We start from the raw sequence: 15,933 nt of genomic DNA, 5'->3' as shown, positions 1-15,933 counted from the left end.
GGTAAAATTCGTTTTTATAGCCCCTTAACTCTTCCCAGATGCATGCAGGCATCAGGCATAAATGGATTTGTTTAGTGAGTGAAATATACTTTCCGACCTTAACCTAGGTTTTCGGAACTTCTCGCTCCATTTTACGTATACCTTAATAGGAGGGATCAAACGATGAAAGAATATGAATTCGTAAGAGTTGAGCTGAGTACGATGAGAAGAAGGCCTAAAGAAGACTACCAGCAAATCATCCATGATTATGCGAAAAGAGGCTGGAGATTCGTTCAGATTTTCGCTCCCAGTATAGATGGGTATGGGGCAGCTGCTTATTTTGAAATCATATTTGAAAGGGATGCGGAAAAAGCTTAATCGATATGACTAAGCTTTTTCGTTCCCCTATATCTGCATCTATACAATTTCTGCAAATGCGGCATCACATGATCTGGCTAAATCTTGTGGCGCCAACTTTAGCTGCATACCGATTTTCCCTGCACTGACAATAATAAAATCAAGCGTTTCTGCAGATGCATCAATATAGGTCGGGAACAATTTTTTCATGCCAATTGGCGAGCAGCCGCCGCGAAGATAGCCAGTTACCGCTAACAGCTCCTTCATTGCAATCATTTCTATTTTCTTTTCCCCTGTCACCTTTGCTGCCTTTTTTACATCTAACTCTTCTGCAACGGGTACAACAAAGACATAATAATGATTTGTTCCTGCTGCTGCAACCAACGTTTTATATACATATTTCAAAGAATAACCGATTTTTTCCGCAACAGAGATGCCATCTACCGGCTGGCCGTCTGTTTTATACCCTAATACCTCATAAGAGATGTTCTGCTGTTCTATCAGACGAACCGCATTTGTTTTTGCCATTTTTTTCGCCATTGTTTTCACCCACTATCAAAATGATGTATGTCTAACTTCTTGCAGTAATATGTAAATTCTATCATCCTAACCTGCATTTTCAAGGTTACTAGCATTGAATCAACGGAAGGACAAATTGATTTCCTTGGACGCCTATAGCCCATTATTAGTCTACATGGAACAAAACAGGAATGAACAAATAACTCCCACATACAATTTGTATGAATGGAAAATAAAGGAGTGGTTGCTTTGTATCATTACTTTTATGGCCCTGCGTTAATTCCTTACTTTTCACATACTCATAACCCTCAAAGAAGTCCAGACTTTTCAGAAAGACAGCGAAGAAGAGAAATCACATTGACTGTAGATGGCTTTGTCCCCCCATCTTCCACCGAAGATCTTGGAGACGGCTTTTATTCTTACGCATGGACGAACCAACAGGTCATCAATCCAGGTGAATACTTAGTTTGTCATCTTGAAGGAAGAGATATCAACGTGATAAATGGTGGGTTCACTCCGCGCGATACTGCTCCATTGTATGCGGTAGCAAGCTTTCCAAGACGAAGAAACCAATGGGTCATTATCATTCATAATCCTGTGCAAACCCAAAGAGCCATATCGCTTTATTTGATTGCGAAAAGGTAGCACAACATGTTATCAGAAACCCTGCATTCAGGAACAGAAAAACGGGTAGGGACACATTAACATCAGCATTTTCCTACCCGTTTTTGGTCTGGGCAAACTCTCACCTGTCACTCTTTCAATCCCCCTCAATTTTTTCATCTTTCTCTACTGCCAAGGTACCAGAGAAAATTGTTATATGTTATCATTATTCCCAGTAAAAAGAAAAGAGGATTAAATATATGGTTCTCCTTGAAACGAATCGATTACGATTACAAACGATTGATATTCCCCTTCTTGACGCCGCGTCTAAACAAGATCATCAGGCTATCAAAGAATTAGGCTATGAAACAAATGGTGAATGGCCAAATTCTGATTTTTTTGAAGCGATACCTTATTTCCGCGAGATTTTAGTCAAAAACAATGGAACAAAAGGATTTGATTCATGGATTATTGTAAAGAAGGACAATTATGAAATTGTTGGGGGAACTGGATTTTTAGGTGACCCAGACGAAAATGGCATGATTGAAATCGGTTTTGCAACAAATAAAAGTCATCGCCGCAAAGGTTATTGTGTGGAAGCCGCCCAAAAACTAATAAACTGGGCATTAAGCCGAGAAACAGTATCCCGGATCACCGCAAGATGCGAACATGATAATCTAGGCTCACAAAAAACCTTGGAGAAGTTAGGGTTTATATTGAATCATAAATCAGCGGAGTATAAACATTGGATATATGTTACAAAGTAGAGTCCTTAATTACAAAAGCAGGCACTGCGCCTGCTTTTGTTTGGATTATTTACCTCTGTGCTTCTTTTTCGCTTTTTGCTTTTTGAGCATATACCTTTGCTCTTTTACATGTTCTCGTTGTTCTTTCATTATTTGTTTTTTCTTTTGCTTTCTTGCTTCAAGCTCTAGCTTTATCGCCTCTTGAGCTTTAGAAGTTACTCCGGCGTTTTTCAACTCTTTTGAAACCTGGCGCTGCAATCTTTTTGGATTGATCTTTTTTTGACGCCTGCCTTGTAAACGCACTCCTTCCTGCTCAGCTTGGGCCATCATATTCAAAAGTTGGTTATGAACAAACTCTAATACTTCAGAATCCCTCGGCTCTTTGCCAAAAAGATGACGAAAGGCTCTTAGCTTTCCATTGTCCACAACTTCAACAACGCCTACCCAAAACTGACCATCGTAGTAAATCGTTAATTTCATAACGATTCCCTCCTCATAAAAGATATTAAAGAATGATGGACATCCCGAGGAGGGGAAGGTTACTGACATTCTCAATCATGCATCCGGACTACCAACCGAATCGTGTTTTTTCATTCTTTACCATATACAGAAAAGAGTGTAACATTTCTTCTCCAACTATTAAACTCTTATTTTATTTAGATCATTGCTGGAGAATAGGCGTCTTCACTCGCAAATTTATTTCTCAAGCCCTGCCATGTTACAGATGGGAGACGATACATTCTGCATATCCTTCGAGTTTAAATTCTCCAAGACCGTAAGGCAGCAACATATGATCTCCTTTTTTGAAAGGATAGACATACTCACCAGAGATCATACGGCCCTCCCCTTCAATCACACTGATAAGAAGGAATGGTTTTTGCTGCTTTAAGCTTGCTGATCCTGATAAGTTCCATTTCCCCACCGAAAAGTAAGCGCATTCAATCAATGTCGTTGTAAGCAAATCCTCAATTTGTTCATGGTGAACTGTATGCCGTTCTGGAATAGACGGGACCTCTATCACTTCAATGCTCTTTTTCAGATGAAGCTCGCGCAGCTTGCCTTCTGCATCTTTTCGGTCATAATCATATAATCTGTAGGTTGTGTCTGAGTTCTGCTGCGTCTCCAAAGCAAGAATTCCTTTTCCAATCGCATGAACAGTACCGCTTGGCACATAGAAAAAATCCCCCGGCTTTACCTTTACACGGCGCAAGAGCTCATCCCATTCTCCACGCTCTATCATGGTAGTTAGTTCTTCCTTTGTTGTTGCATTGTGGCCATAAATAATCTCGGCATCTTTTTGGCAATCAATAATGTACCAGCATTCTGTTTTTCCAAGCTCACCGTTTTCATGTATGTTGGCATATTCATCATTCGGATGCACCTGAACAGATAAGTCCTGGTCAGCATCTAATATTTTTGTAAGCAGAGGGAAACGGTCCCCTTCAAGCTGTCCGAATAAATGTCTGTGATGTTCCCATAATTCGCTGAGCGTGAACCCCTTATACATTCCGTTTTGAACAACGCTTTGACCATTTTGATGCGCGGCAAAAGCCCAGCACTCCCCTGTTCGTTGTGACGGAATGGTATAGCCAAAATCAGCTAAAGCGGTCCCGCCCCAAATTCTTTCTTTGAAAACAGGCTTGAAAAATAACGGTTCAGTCGTCATGAAAATCCCCCGCTTTATTCGATTTCTTCTAGCAGCTTGTATGCTTCTTCTGTTGTTTGCACGGAGAGCAGCCGCTCCCTATAATTGTCATCCATTAGCTTTCGAGATAGCATCTGCAGTATTTTGAGATGCTGGTTTCCCCCGCTCTCTTTCGGTACAGCAATCATAAAGATTAATTTAGCTTCTGATCCATCCAGGCTATTCCAATCAACGCCTGATCGTTTGATCCCAAAGGCAACACTCGGCTCCCTGACCGCCTCAGACTTTCCGTGCGGAATCGCGATATTCATGCCAATCGCCGTTGTTCCCTGTTGTTCACGATTCAAAATGGCTTGTTTAAACCCGCTCTCTGAAAGCAGCGCACCTCTTCGTGACAATTTCTGAATCAATTCATCTATGATGTCATCACTCGTTTCCCCCGATAAATTTGGTTCAATTAATTCCGGGCTGATAATGTCTGTCAGTTTTTTAAATTCCGACATCTCAGCTTTTTGGCTTTGAATTGGCTGCTTTATTTCATTTGCTGCCGCAGCTTCACTTGGCGCGGAGGTCGGTGCAGTTTCACTGAGCACAGGAGACGCCGTAATATCCTTTTTTAGTACATTGACGAACAGAGCAGTGACAAGAGATCCTGCAATCACAGCAATAAAAAACATCAAGACATGATCAACTGCGCCAAGCACTGCAACGATAGGTCCGCCGTGCGCCACTCTGTCTCCCACATTGCCAATCATGGCTATCACAGAACCTGTCATTGAGCCTGCCATAATACTTGGAATAACGCGCAGAGGGTCCTGCGCCGCAAATGGAATCGCTCCTTCAGTAATGCCGAAGAGCCCCATCGTAAATGCCGCTTTCCCCATTTCTCTTTGAGATGCCTCGAATTTTCTTTTTCCTAAAAACGTCGCAATGCCAAGGCCAATCGGGGGGATACAAATGGCGACAGCAATTGGTCCCATAATTTCATAATTTCCTTCTCCAATCATTGCCGATCCAAACAGAAACGCCACCTTATTTACGGGACCGCCCATATCAAATGAGATCATCGCCCCTAAAATCAATGCCAGAAGGATCGAGCTCGACCCTTTCATCCCCGCCAGCCAAACTGTTAAAGAGGCGAAAATTTGAGCTACAGGCGCGCCGATCAAAAACACAAACGCTAAACCTACAATCAGTGATGCAAACACCGGAATAATAATAATCGGCATAATCGGCTGGATGGCTTTTGGAACTTTTAATTTTTTGATCCAAAGTGCCGCGTATCCGGCCAAAAACCCGGCAATAATCCCCCCGAGGAATCCGGCGCCGCTTGCGCTGTCATAAAAACTTCCAGTCGCCGCAATATAACCGCCGATCATACCTGGCACAAGCCCCGGTTTATCAGCGATGCTATAGGCGATATAGCCGGCTAAAATCGGAATCATAAATGAAAATGAAGCACTGCCGATCTGTTCAATCGTTTTCCAGAAGGAATCATCCGGAATAACTAAGCCTTTAGGTGTTTTCTCCCCTCCAAGCGTTAATGCAACCGCTATCAATAATCCGCCGACAACAATGAAAGGAACCATAAATGAAACGCCGTTCATTAAATGACGGTAAATTGGATTTTGTTTCTTCTCCTGATGATTACCGGATTCCGATTTTGTAGCGGAACGATAGACCGGTATATCCCCGTTAAGAGCTTTTTGAATCAATTCTTCCGGTTTGCGGATACCGTCCTGTACCCCCACAGACAGCAGTTTTTTGCCTATAAACCGGTCTTTGTTTACCGAACGGTCTGCAGCAATAATGATTGCGTCCGCTTCGCGAATTTCCTCTTCGGTTAGCTTATTTTCAACACCAATCCCTCCCTGGGTCTCAACTTTGATGCTAACGCCCAGTCTGTCAGCAGCTTTTTGCAGATTTTCTGCTGCCATATACGTATGGGCGATTCCATTCGGACAAGATGTAATCGCTAACAGTTTCATAGGAAACCTCCTTTAAAGTGTGAATAATAAGATCTTGTCTCAACTGTATACCGAAATCAGCTCATTAAAATCGCTTTTTTTACCATAGGTTCCGGTAATAAAGGCATTTTTCCCTATAACAAAAAAAGCAAGGAATAATCCCTGCTTTTAATAATCCAAATGAGATAAAAATGTCATGACATTGGTTTCTTTCGTCAGCTTCTGGACGAAGGCCGGCTGCTCGCTAAGATATGAAAGCTCGCTAAACAGCTGCTTTGTCATAGTTTGATCCTCGTGTTTGACAGCCAGCATAAAAACGAGCGAAACTTTTTCATTTCCCCATTCAAGCGGCTCCTTTAATGTGGCAATCGCGATTGCTGATTGTTTAATAAATTTAGCGTTTGCATGAGGAATGGCAATGCCTGACCCAATATTTGTAGCCGACATTTTTTCCCTCATCACCGCATGAACCGCATAGTCCTTATCAACATAGCCTTTCTCAAACAAAGCTGTCGCCAGCTGTTCGATTAACTTGTAGCGATGCTCCGCCTCCTGCTGCAAAAAAACCAAAAAAGGAGTCGTATTGTTCAGCATCTGAAACGTTTTTTGTTTTTGGCGGTGTGATTCGCCCAGCTGACGTATAAACGCACTTAATTTCTTCTCTTCGCCAGGCTCTAAAAGCGGAGACACAACAATATGGGGAACCGTTATATTCTCCAGCGCAATGGTGGATATGACAAGATCAATATCCTCATGCTTTTTGATATAATCCTTTAAATCGGCCTTTGCAATACAAGCCATTACAGCGATTTGGTGATATTTCCGTTCAATTTTTGTCCGCAGCAATTGTGACATCCCAATCCCCATGTGGCAGACGATAACCGCCTTTTTATGTGTCTCGCTGCTGCCCTGCATCCGTTCGATCGCTGCCTGAAAATGCAATGTCAAATATGCTGCCTCTTCCTCAGGAATATGAAGATCAAAAGTTTGATTGATGTCTTCCAAAACATCAATGATGAGGTGGAACAAATAAGGGTACATCTTTTTGATGTCATTGAGCATAGGATTTGCTACAGAAAGATCGTAGCTCAGCCGTTGTAGCACAGTATTGAGATGAATGTTCAAACCATTGATCAAATCCTGATCCTTGTGAAAATCCATCATTTTCAGCTCTGAAACACGATTGATTAAATGCCCTACAACCTTAGGAAGCACAGCATTTTCAAGGTTCTCTTCTGTCTGCAATGGATAACGAACCTTACCGCCCAATATATGTAATGTTAAGTACACGGCTTCTTCTTCAGGGAAGCGAATTGCAAAAACCGGTTCAAGCCGCTGTAAACAAGCAAATGTCCATTGATATTCTTTCTTCTTTTTTACTGCCGCCATTTCTTTTGGGGACAATGAAATCGGCTGCTTCATTTTGATGCGGCGGACCATTAACAATGTATGCAGCAACAAACTTTCAAACGTTTCGTCTGTGAAATAGAGGGAATGCTTTTTTTGTAGTGATTTGATTTCTTTCGTCACAAAGTCTACTTCATAATGTAAAAACTTACTTTTAATAAATTGGCTGGTAAACGCTGTATTGTGAATCAAATCAGATATTCTTGCCAATGCCTTTCTTTTATTTCTTTCGTTCCCTTCAACCTTTAATCCAAGCCGCTGCCTAGAAACCAGTGTGAGATCAAAACGCTTCAGCCACTCTTCTACTGCGTATAAATCCTTTTTAATGGAAGATCGATTGACAAAATGCCGAGCGGCAATGTCTTTTGCGGAAACAGGCTTCGGATTCATTAATAAGTCATAAGCAATGTGCAGCATTCTTTCCTTATCGCTCCGCTGCCTAGAAGAAAAATGTTCAGTATGTAATTGTTGGCTTAGCCAGGTCCTTTCCTGTTCTTCTATATGTAAATAAACGCCCAACCCTGGTTTTCGAATAAGCTGTGCATGAGAATGCTCATTGAGATAATCCTCGATCACTTTCAAATCATTCCGGATTGTTTTTTCAGAACACTGTACCCTATCTGCGAAATCTTGCACAACTAAATAGTCATCAGGTTCAGATAACAACAGATACAAAATCTCTTTTTGTCTTGTATTTATGTATTCCATCTGTTTTTCTATCCTTCCTGTCAGTATCTACTTGAGCAAATTGATAGTATAAGTATACTATATAAGAAACCGTTTACATTATAAAACAAAATCATAGAGACAAAAGTTTCGTTTTTTACCGAAGCTTCCGGAAAAAAGCGATTTTTATACTCTTTGAGTTTGCTATGTAATGTATATTCAGCAGAAATTCATAAAAATACTCCAATTCTTCACCTATTTAGAACGAAGATTTTCTAATGTATGAGTACGAAAGTAAGAACATGATGAAGAAAAGTGATTTGGTATCTTCGGGGATAAAGTGCAGGTAACAAAATTTCCACACGCTCAACAAACTAATACCCATCAAATGTGTGCTATTAACATTTTAAGGATGGCCATTCTCTCTCAGCAATTTTCCATCATAAATACAAACTCTGTGCAGGGCACACAATATTCTTAGCTCAAATCAATTGATCGTTCACATATTATTAACATTTATTTACAAGGAAAATAATTACTTTTATTGAATTGTTATAGTGCAAGACAAAAAACTTTAAAGGAGTGTTTCAAAATGAATTTCAAAAAAACGGTTGTTTCTGCTTTATCGATTTCTGCGTTAGCTCTGTCGGTCAGCGGGGTAGCTTCAGCTCATGAAATAAACTCCACACCTACTGAAGTAAAGAACATTTCTATTTCACCTACACATGTTATCAAGATTCAAGACTATAATTTACCTCTAAAAGTTGGAGAAACCTATTCTGTTAAAAATAATTCAGCTACTCGTTATTGGACTGATAACCAAAAAGTTGCTGAAGTCGATCAAAATGGTTTAGTGACGGCTAAATCAAAAGGGAAAGCCACGATTACTTTGTTTAAAGGTACTGCAGTATTCGGAAAAGTATATGTAACGGTTTATTAATCTTTATCCGCCAGATTTTCTGGATGCAAAACATGCATGAATAAAATAAGGTCCCCCTCTAAAAAGAGAAGGGACCTTATTTTCGCTTCAAGTTTAGATTTAGTTTTGGGAATACATCATACATTGGTGTATACCGTGTTTCATTAGCTTAGCCCCGAATAAATCCACCTTCTGAATGAATAATTTGTCCAGTTATCCATTCAGCCTCATCACTTGCAAGAAAGGCAATCATTCGTGCTGCATCATCTGGTGTGCCAATACGCCCCATTGGAAATTTAGGTGAAAGAAAATTTCTTATTTCATCTGTCATCCATGTAGAATCTGTTGGACCTGGGTTTACGGCGTTAACAGTGATGCCCAATGGTGCAAGTTCTTGTGATAACGACCTAGTAAATGCAGAAATAGCTCCTTTAGTTGCTGCATACGCTAACTCCCCAGGCAAAGGACCTAAATCCTGCCCTGATGTCATATTGATGATTCTTCCTGATATTAAATTAGATTTTTTAAACCGACGGGCGAATTCAACACAAAGAAGAAAATTCGATCTCATATTAACCGCATAATGCTCATCAAGTGATTTAGCATCTAACGATACATAATTATCACTTGCGGAATGAGCTGCATTATTAATAAGGATGGAAGGATATCCTAATTTATCTGAAATTTTTTCATGTATTGTGAATGCAGCATGTGCATCTGATAAATCAATTTTCATTGCCTCACAGCGGACACCCATACGTAAAATTTCTTGTTGAAATTCTTCTATCCAGGCCGTATCAGAATTCCAGTGAGTAAAGAAGATATGTATACCCTGTGAGGCTAACTTACGACAAATAGCCGTACCAATATCCCCTTGACTGCTTGCTCCTGTAATTAGTGCAATTTTTTCTTGAGAATGACTCATTATTTTAACCTCCAATTTATAAGGAGTATCTCCATTATGATGGTAACAAGCTATCCAAATAATATAATCCATTAAATCAAACAGAGCTGACTTTGAATACATTTTAAAATCAGCTTAAAAAAACATTTTCGTCTCAAAAAATATTAAATAGAAAAAATAAGAGTTGGACAACAATTTACTACTTAGTCACAAGTGGCTGATACTAAGTCATTGAATGTCTCTTTTTAAAGAGCCTTTCAATCATTCACATTGCTTTTCATTAACCATTCTACTTCCGTTAATTCTTGTTTTTGAACGTCTATTGTGTGTTTTTTTGTGAAATGGATTTTCACAGCTTCTTCGTTTTCCCAAATCTCCCAAAGCATTATTTTACGTTCTGATGGCTCAAGCGGATAAGCATGGAATGTAATACAACCCTCTTCTTTGTTCGTTTCTTCCTCAAGTTTTTTGAATTCCTTCATTATCTCATTAAGGTCTTTATCACTGATGATTTTTAAACATGCCGTTATGTAATGCATCGAAATTCCCCCTCCCATCATTTTATGGCTTTTCATTATAACATTTTCTTGAAAAATAAATATAACTGCGACATTGATTGCTCGAGTTAATCAATCGCTGTATGTAAAGGATTTAAAAATTGAAATCAAATAAAAAACCTTCATTTTATAGGAAGGTTTAGAAGTTATATTATCAAGTTTGAAGGCAATCTGAAGCAATGTGAAATGTGTTAGGTGTTTGTTTCACTGTAAAGTCTGTAGCGAAACCACGTACTAAAACTAATGACAAGCCCATCTTCAATTTCGCTGACCTCAGATATGAGGGACCTTTTCTTTTTCAGCTCTTTGATCATTTCTTCCTTATCAGAAACGAACATGATCTTTTGCGCCCGAAGAATGGCCGCATATTGAATCTGTATCTGATCCCATATCATATCAGCTGGCGAACGCTCCTGAATCTCTTCCATGATTTCAAGCGTCTCTTCTGGCAAGAATTTAGAGAAAAAGCCGTGAGTCACAGCATTTTGATTCTTCTGTGGTGCGCCGCCATTGTTCCCTAATGCATTTTTGTTGCCCGGTTGCCCGCCTTTTTTTGTGTGCACACTTTTTTCAATGGGTGCACCCTTTTTCCTTTCCCAACCATGCCGCTGCTTCCACGATTTAATGGTGTTCACTGACACCCCGTATTTCTCGGCAAGGTCCTTGTATTTCATGCCTTTGACGTAATCCTTATACGCCTGAATGTGCTTTTCGGCCATCTACATTCACCGCCGCCCCCTTCTGATTCGTGTTGTTTTGGAAAAGATATTCCCTCTAAACCACCACCGTGCTCAAGCCGTTAACCGCCAATTGTCTATCCTGAGACTTACCGGAAGCAGTTTACAGGGAACAAAAAAAGCACCCCGCAGGATGCTCTTATTATTTAATCCAATCTTTAATCTCTTTAATGGTCTTATAGGCCTTAGACCATGTTCCATTCTCTTTCAAGTAGTTTTCACCTTTCTCTGTCAGTTCAGGTCCTAATTTGTATAAATGAGGTCTATCATCTGAATAATGGACCCCAATGATATACCCTTCGCGTTTTAAAAAGTTCACAGCATCATCAAATTGATCTTCAGTAACTCCAATATCGTTTTCTGACAAAGGGGTATTACCTTCAAAAATTTCTTTTAAGATTGCATACCTTAATTTATCCTTATTCATATTTTCTCCTTTCAGTCTTTAGATCTGTCTTTCACTTTTCTCTCTTTGACTTGTTCAAATATTTTCATAATAGAAATTGCTTGATTTCTATGTTTTCTTTCTACTGCAATTATCCAAACAATAGCAGCAATTGTACCAGCAGCAAAAGATAAAGCTCCCCAATGTTTTTCATAAAAATTAAAGAACATGGTGAGATATGCTGCAAATAAAGGGATAAAGGCTGGAACATATTTTGAATGATCATGGATAATATCTATATGAGAAAATCTCGATATAGCAAATTCTAAACATTCAATATCCAACTTATAAAGAAGAGATTGGAACCTTTTGTATTCTTCCTTATCATGACCAATTCGAGTTTTTTCAAGAAAGAAAGCAAGTAGCTCCTTTTTGTGATAAGTATAAATCGCATTTTCCAGTTCTTCTAAGTCCTCATTATTCTTCTCTTCAATATTTCGCTTTTCAATATTTCGCTTTTCAATATTCTTCTTTTTATTATTTTTCTGTTTTTTCATTTTACAATTCACTCCCATTTTTAATATCGGGAATGAAAAGTTATCGATTAACAATTTGCAAAATTTGTCGAACGAATCTGTTGAAAAAAACATATTTTGTCGGGGATATTAACATGTACGCAATACTGCTGCTGTTTTATCACCGATTCACTATGTAAGACCTCCCAGTTGAGTTGATCCTCGCTTACCACTGGGAGGTTTTACTCATTGTATGAAATTGGTGGTGACGCAGGAATAATCCGCCGCGCCGATCCTGCCCCCCATTTTACACCGCCGATTTAAACGAATTCAAATATTGCAGAAAGTTGGCTTCTTTGACTTTATTGACGATGTTGCCGATTATGGCTGTTTTGATCTTTCTGATGGTATCCCGGGAGCAATCAAGGTGGTTTGCAATAGCAGTGTAGCTCATGCCTTCCATCATGCAATCGTAAACGATTCGGTGCTTTTCTTCTTCAATGTGTTCCATTGCATTGTCCAGGTAATGCACAATAGATTCATATTTGTGAAGCCGCCTTTCTCTTCGGTCCATCTGCCGCAATTCTGCCTGACTGACGCCTGCTGATCCCCTTGGCATGCCCGCTTCCTCCCCGTATGTTGCAGTGAGCTTTGTGCTAATAAAATCCACTTTGTTTAATACACGGTTGAGCCTTTTGATCTCCCGCAGCATGAATTTATAATCACGAATCCATTCCTCAATCTCCCATGCAATCATTTGATCTGTCATAGTGCTTTCCCTCCTGATAGTTAAATAGAGTAAGTGTCATTCCAGTTGTTTGCTTTTTGTTCTGCGATATATTGAGGGCCTCGATACCTCTTTCACGTTGATACTGAAGGTTTTGACCAAGAAGGCTTTCAACTCGTTATAGAGCTCTTCTTTGCCGCAAAAGATATTCACAAGCTTTCCGTTTTTATAAGCGAATCCGTTTTTCATCATCCTCAAACTCCCTTTTTACTTTCTGCGTTTATAAGCGCCGCCTTTGCCACGTCTGAGTGTTTGCATGTTAGTGTTCATCATTTGTTGCCAGAAACGATCTAAGCGCTCATGTTGCTTCTGTGATGGTTTCTTTTTGGACTGTTTCATGTCTAATTACTCCTTTCATAGCTAGTAATCGCGATAGACATCTGGTTAGTTGCGAAAAAAAACGGACACCGATCGAAGCACAAATTTCTCTGTAAAACGATCAGTGTCCGCAGGCTTTCCGTCTTGGACTTATTCAATTTTAAAATTTATTTTTACGGCCCTGTGCCACAACTTACTTCGTATTCACCATCTGATGATTTTTTCGAATAGCATAAGTGAGGAGTTTGCCCTGTTTCATCTTTCCAATCTAGCCAATTTACATAATAAAGATTCCCAGATTCATTGTCTCCTTCTCTTTTCTGGAGAACTGCAAAGTAGCTTTGGTAGGGATATCCTCTTTTATAAATTTCGTGTCTGATTGCTCCTTTTTCCGAAGAAGCTGTAAAGACAACAGGAGATAGAACTGGAAGTACTATCAATATAACAATAAGTGCTGCCAAGAGAGAAAGTATAATTTTAGTTTTCTTTTTCATTTTTTCCTCCGATACCTTTTTATGTATTTATTTTTATGTTATATTATTACATGTATTTTATGCCATATTTCAATTGGTGTAAATGATAAATATTACTTATATTTAGATTTTATTGGAGGTTTCGTATGAAAAAAGAATTACTTGCTTCACTAGTTTTATGTCTATCATTGTCACCATTAGTGTCAACAAATGAAGTTTTTGCAGCCACTACTAATAAAGAGACTAAAGAAAATGTTTCAATTACCAACGAGATTGGTTACGAAAAAGTTAAGGATATGTTAGAACAACAAAAATATGATTTTGAACACAACACTCCTTTAGCGCATCCTAAAGAGTCTAAATTGACTGATTCCGACGAAGGAGTCTTACTGTATTCTGCGTTAAGTAAAGTGGACAAACAAAAATTCCACGAGTTTACATACGATATAGACGATGTTAAGACTTCTGAAAAAAACAATAAGCTAATTGTTGAAGCTTATATTACTCGAAACTTTGTTTTTGGTGTTGAAAAAGTAACAACATCTCTGGGCGATAATATTAAACTTGAAATTCCCAAAACAACTTCTAATAAACAAAGTTCTCAATCAACAAATACTTCTAATCTAAGTTTCTCTCAAGTTAAAAATTCTTCTAATCAACTAAATGTAATACCATTGAGTAATTCTTCTAAGCAACTAAATGTAACACAATTAAATAATTCTTCTTCAACTCTACAATATGAAAATGATGAAGAATATTCTTCGGATGTTAAATTAGATGAATTTTTAAAAAATTATAAGCAAGAAGTGAAAAATGATGATAAAGAAGAAGTGAAAAGTGAAGATAAACCAGTAAGTATGAACTTCAATGCTGCTAACTCTAATCAACTAACTGTGACTGCAACATCTGTTAAAGGATATAGTGGTTACGCTGCAATGAAATATGCAGAAAAATATGCCTTAAAACCAAATAAAAACTATAAATATTATAAAGACAAAGATTGTACTAACTTTGTTTCCCAAGCATTAAGAGCTGGAAGAATGCCGTACTTTAAAGAATGGAAACCCTATACAGATGCTTGGGTTAATGCAGGAGCCTTTAGATCATACATTTTAAAAGCTGGCGGAATAAAAATGAAGACTGTTTCTGATACATATTCAAATGTAAAGCTTGGAGATGTATATCACTATGATTACCATAATAAAATAGGTCTTCGCTATGCTGATGGTTGGATGGATCATACGGCTATCGTAACGAGCCGAGCAAATATGAAACTTTATGTAAGTTATCATTCTACCAATAGACTTAATGTTCCTCGAGAATATGTTACTTCTAAGGAAGGCGGAAAACGGTATGTTTCTAGTATTCGCAATTAATAAATTGATACTAAATCGTTGATCATGCCTTCCGCTACTTAATAAGCTGTTGGGAAAGCAATCCCCTGATCTAGAGTGGTTCAGGGGATTTTTGTAATTTAAACGTGTTCCAACGCTCAGAAATTCCGTTCATTTGTTTTCCCTCTTCTCTCAATACATCAATATCTTTAAAGTAAACCGCAGCCGTAAATGAAATGATTGCCCCGATCAAAGCAAGGTTCGCTTTCATGTCCGGCCTGTAATCGTGTTGGAAATATATCCAGAATCAACATCCCATCAGCAGAAACAATATTCTAAGTGCCATCCAATCCCCCTAACTCAACTTACTAACAAAAAAACACCTTGGATGTTTTTGTATTCCATTTAATAATAAAGTTGTATTTTAAAAAAAGAAGTGCTTAAAATGAAATTGAAAAAGCTTTAACTGGTTTTGCATTATCCCTTGCTTTACTCGTTACTGTTGCTCCTGCTTTTGCTACAAGCCTTGCAAACCATAGCACAAATCACGAATCAGTATCACCCCAAGCAATTTATCAAGATTATTATAAAGGGGCTGATTCTAGAGCAGAATTTAAAAATACAATTGATGTTTTCAGTACAAAATTTCATTTAAAAGATGCATGGCTGAAGTGACGGTCTTGGACTGGCTATTCTCAATGAAGATTTAACAGAAATCCGATCTTCCGTTTGTTACTATTGAACTAATCAAGTAAGTTTGGAGGTAGTTTTTGGACTGCGGTCAATGAATTTCGCCAACAGTTCGCCAACAACTCACGAATTTGACGAACCGGCTTTATTAACGCAAAGTAAAAAACCCTTGCTGCGCAAGGGTTTAAGCTATGATTCCGACTGGGCTCGAACCAGCGACCTCTACCCTGTCAAGGTAGCGCTCTCCCAGCTGAGCTACGGAATCATGATATGTATGTGTTGCTGGGTATGTTGTTATCTTTCTGACAAGTTCTATTATATAACCTTACCTTCTATTCGTCAACTGCTTTTTTAGAAAAACTTTTTTTGGACTTGCTGTTCCGTTCCCCGGCTATTATAATATGTCTTAATTTTCTAACAATAGA

The 15,933-nt window shown here is 38.7% G+C and carries 19 protein-coding genes and 1 tRNA gene; 5 read left to right on the top strand and 15 right to left on the bottom strand.

The genetic code is table 11. The annotated features are described in order from the left end of the window. The first annotated feature begins 162 nt into the window (after positions 1-162). Positions 163-357, top strand: a complete 195-nt coding sequence (locus NST22_RS06540) for a DUF4177 domain-containing protein (protein WP_003232825.1) — start codon at positions 163-165, stop codon at positions 355-357. A gap of 39 nt (positions 358-396) precedes the next feature. On the opposite strand, the gene ybaK is transcribed toward NST22_RS06540, so the two are convergent. Continuing rightward, positions 397-876 (bottom strand): Cys-tRNA(Pro) deacylase, encoded by a 480-nt coding sequence (gene ybaK / locus NST22_RS06535; RefSeq protein ID WP_003244878.1) that lies wholly within the window; start codon positions 874-876, stop codon positions 397-399. A 228-nt stretch (positions 877-1,104) separates the two neighbouring features. Between ybaK and NST22_RS06530 the strand changes: the two genes are divergently transcribed. Both NST22_RS06530 and NST22_RS06525 read left to right on the top strand, forming a co-directional pair. Further along, positions 1,105-1,500 carry a hypothetical protein gene (locus NST22_RS06530; RefSeq protein ID WP_009967031.1) on the top strand — a complete coding sequence of 132 codons (396 nt, stop codon included), beginning with the start codon at positions 1,105-1,107 and terminating at the stop codon, positions 1,498-1,500. A 218-nt stretch (positions 1,501-1,718) separates the two neighbouring features. Continuing rightward, complete coding sequence (locus tag NST22_RS06525; protein WP_003232828.1) at positions 1,719-2,225, top strand: GNAT family N-acetyltransferase; 507 nt, start codon at positions 1,719-1,721, stop codon at positions 2,223-2,225. Positions 2,226-2,270: 45 nt separating this feature from the next. Here NST22_RS06525 and NST22_RS06520 read toward each other — a convergent pair whose 3' ends face one another. From NST22_RS06520 to manR, 4 genes are all read right to left on the bottom strand, one after another. Continuing rightward, positions 2,271-2,753 carry a YjdF family protein gene (locus tag NST22_RS06520; RefSeq protein ID WP_010886487.1) on the bottom strand — a complete coding sequence of 161 codons (483 nt, stop codon included), beginning with the start codon at positions 2,751-2,753 and terminating at the stop codon, positions 2,271-2,273. Positions 2,754-2,922: 169 nt separating this feature from the next. Next, positions 2,923-3,870: a mannose-6-phosphate isomerase, class I gene (manA, locus tag NST22_RS06515; protein ID WP_003232833.1), complete on the bottom strand. Its 948-nt coding sequence runs from the start codon at positions 3,868-3,870 to the stop codon at positions 2,923-2,925. A 14-nt stretch (positions 3,871-3,884) separates the two neighbouring features. Next, positions 3,885-5,837, bottom strand: a complete 1,953-nt coding sequence (gene manP / locus NST22_RS06510) for a PTS mannose transporter subunit IIABC (RefSeq protein WP_003245781.1) — start codon at positions 5,835-5,837, stop codon at positions 3,885-3,887. A 147-nt stretch (positions 5,838-5,984) separates the two neighbouring features. Continuing rightward, positions 5,985-7,931: a mannose transport/utilization transcriptional regulator ManR gene (gene manR / locus NST22_RS06505; protein WP_003245617.1), complete on the bottom strand. Its 1,947-nt coding sequence runs from the start codon at positions 7,929-7,931 to the stop codon at positions 5,985-5,987. Between the two features lie 550 nt (positions 7,932-8,481). On the opposite strand from manR, the gene NST22_RS06500 reads away from it, so the two are divergent. After that, positions 8,482-8,829 carry an Ig-like domain-containing protein gene (locus tag NST22_RS06500; RefSeq protein ID WP_003232839.1) on the top strand — a complete coding sequence of 116 codons (348 nt, stop codon included), beginning with the start codon at positions 8,482-8,484 and terminating at the stop codon, positions 8,827-8,829. A 148-nt stretch (positions 8,830-8,977) separates the two neighbouring features. Here the strand turns inward: NST22_RS06500 and NST22_RS06495 are convergent, their stop codons facing one another. The 9 genes from NST22_RS06495 to NST22_RS06455 all read right to left on the bottom strand — a co-directional run bounded on the left by NST22_RS06495 (position 8,978) and on the right by NST22_RS06455 (position 13,505). After that, complete coding sequence (locus NST22_RS06495) at positions 8,978-9,733, bottom strand: SDR family oxidoreductase (protein WP_003245148.1); 756 nt, start codon at positions 9,731-9,733, stop codon at positions 8,978-8,980. A gap of 236 nt (positions 9,734-9,969) precedes the next feature. Then, positions 9,970-10,287 carry a putative quinol monooxygenase gene (locus NST22_RS06490; protein WP_010886486.1) on the bottom strand — a complete coding sequence of 106 codons (318 nt, stop codon included), beginning with the start codon at positions 10,285-10,287 and terminating at the stop codon, positions 9,970-9,972. 173 nt (positions 10,288-10,460) lie between these two features. Beyond that, the gene (gene terS, locus NST22_RS06485; protein WP_003245120.1) at positions 10,461-10,988 is read right to left on the bottom strand and encodes a phage terminase small subunit; all 528 of its coding nucleotides are present in this window, start codon (positions 10,986-10,988) and stop codon (positions 10,461-10,463) included. Positions 10,989-11,148: 160 nt separating this feature from the next. Beyond that, positions 11,149-11,433: a YjcQ family protein gene (locus NST22_RS06480; RefSeq protein ID WP_003245536.1), complete on the bottom strand. Its 285-nt coding sequence runs from the start codon at positions 11,431-11,433 to the stop codon at positions 11,149-11,151. Positions 11,434-11,444: 11 nt separating this feature from the next. Next, positions 11,445-11,948, bottom strand: coding sequence for a hypothetical protein (locus NST22_RS06475; RefSeq protein ID WP_003245581.1), 504 nt, complete (start codon positions 11,946-11,948; stop codon positions 11,445-11,447). 265 nt (positions 11,949-12,213) lie between these two features. After that, positions 12,214-12,675 carry a sigma-70 family RNA polymerase sigma factor gene (locus NST22_RS06470; RefSeq protein WP_003245063.1) on the bottom strand — a complete coding sequence of 154 codons (462 nt, stop codon included), beginning with the start codon at positions 12,673-12,675 and terminating at the stop codon, positions 12,214-12,216. Positions 12,676-12,711: 36 nt separating this feature from the next. Next, positions 12,712-12,885, bottom strand: a complete 174-nt coding sequence (locus tag NST22_RS06465; protein WP_003245022.1) for a hypothetical protein — start codon at positions 12,883-12,885, stop codon at positions 12,712-12,714. Positions 12,886-12,900: 15 nt separating this feature from the next. Continuing rightward, on the bottom strand, positions 12,901-13,032 hold the full coding sequence (locus tag NST22_RS06460) for a hypothetical protein (protein WP_009967026.1): 132 nt from the start codon (positions 13,030-13,032) through the stop codon (positions 12,901-12,903). 152 nt (positions 13,033-13,184) lie between these two features. Further along, complete coding sequence (locus NST22_RS06455; protein WP_009967025.1) at positions 13,185-13,505, bottom strand: hypothetical protein; 321 nt, start codon at positions 13,503-13,505, stop codon at positions 13,185-13,187. A gap of 125 nt (positions 13,506-13,630) precedes the next feature. Between NST22_RS06455 and NST22_RS06450 the strand changes: the two genes are divergently transcribed. Continuing rightward, a complete protein-coding gene (locus NST22_RS06450) occupies positions 13,631-14,860 on the top strand; it encodes an amidase domain-containing protein (protein WP_003245203.1) in 1,230 nt (409 codons plus the stop codon). An 840-nt stretch (positions 14,861-15,700) separates the two neighbouring features. Here NST22_RS06450 and NST22_RS06445 read toward each other — a convergent pair. Further along, positions 15,701-15,773 (bottom strand) — tRNA-Val (locus tag NST22_RS06445). Positions 15,774-15,933: the final 160 nt, after the last annotated feature.

The organism is Bacillus sp. PS237, assembly GCF_037963345.1.
Taxonomy (GTDB): domain Bacteria; phylum Bacillota; class Bacilli; order Bacillales; family Bacillaceae; genus Bacillus; species Bacillus subtilis.
The sequence above is the reverse complement of the archived record's forward strand: the minus strand, read 5'-3'. Positions and strand labels throughout refer to the sequence as shown.

Bases quoted from the DNA above. Each gene is read 5' to 3' on its own strand.
- NST22_RS06540 (WP_003232825.1), top strand. From the start codon at position 163: ATGAAAGAATATGAATTCGTAAGAGTTGAGCTGAGTACGATGAGAAGA.
- ybaK (WP_003244878.1), bottom strand. From the start codon at position 876: ATGGCGAAAAAAATGGCAAAAACAAATGCGGTTCGTCTGATAGAACAG.
- NST22_RS06525 (WP_003232828.1), top strand. From the start codon at position 1,719: ATGGTTCTCCTTGAAACGAATCGATTACGATTACAAACGATTGATATT.
- NST22_RS06520 (WP_010886487.1), bottom strand. From the start codon at position 2,753: ATGTCAGTAACCTTCCCCTCCTCGGGATGTCCATCATTCTTTAATATC.
- manA (WP_003232833.1), bottom strand. From the start codon at position 3,870: ATGACGACTGAACCGTTATTTTTCAAGCCTGTTTTCAAAGAAAGAATT.
- manP (WP_003245781.1), bottom strand. From the start codon at position 5,837: ATGAAACTGTTAGCGATTACATCTTGTCCGAATGGAATCGCCCATACG.
- manR (WP_003245617.1), bottom strand. From the start codon at position 7,931: ATGGAATACATAAATACAAGACAAAAAGAGATTTTGTATCTGTTGTTA.
- NST22_RS06500 (WP_003232839.1), top strand. From the start codon at position 8,482: ATGAATTTCAAAAAAACGGTTGTTTCTGCTTTATCGATTTCTGCGTTA.
- NST22_RS06495 (WP_003245148.1), bottom strand. From the start codon at position 9,733: ATGAGTCATTCTCAAGAAAAAATTGCACTAATTACAGGAGCAAGCAGT.
- NST22_RS06490 (WP_010886486.1), bottom strand. From the start codon at position 10,287: ATGAAAAGCCATAAAATGATGGGAGGGGGAATTTCGATGCATTACATA.
- terS (WP_003245120.1), bottom strand. From the start codon at position 10,988: ATGGCCGAAAAGCACATTCAGGCGTATAAGGATTACGTCAAAGGCATG.
- NST22_RS06480 (WP_003245536.1), bottom strand. From the start codon at position 11,433: ATGAATAAGGATAAATTAAGGTATGCAATCTTAAAAGAAATTTTTGAA.
- NST22_RS06475 (WP_003245581.1), bottom strand. From the start codon at position 11,948: ATGAAAAAACAGAAAAATAATAAAAAGAAGAATATTGAAAAGCGAAAT.
- NST22_RS06470 (WP_003245063.1), bottom strand. From the start codon at position 12,675: ATGACAGATCAAATGATTGCATGGGAGATTGAGGAATGGATTCGTGAT.
- NST22_RS06465 (WP_003245022.1), bottom strand. From the start codon at position 12,885: ATGATGAAAAACGGATTCGCTTATAAAAACGGAAAGCTTGTGAATATC.
- NST22_RS06460 (WP_009967026.1), bottom strand. From the start codon at position 13,032: ATGAAACAGTCCAAAAAGAAACCATCACAGAAGCAACATGAGCGCTTA.
- NST22_RS06455 (WP_009967025.1), bottom strand. From the start codon at position 13,505: ATGAAAAAGAAAACTAAAATTATACTTTCTCTCTTGGCAGCACTTATT.
- NST22_RS06450 (WP_003245203.1), top strand. From the start codon at position 13,631: ATGAAAAAAGAATTACTTGCTTCACTAGTTTTATGTCTATCATTGTCA.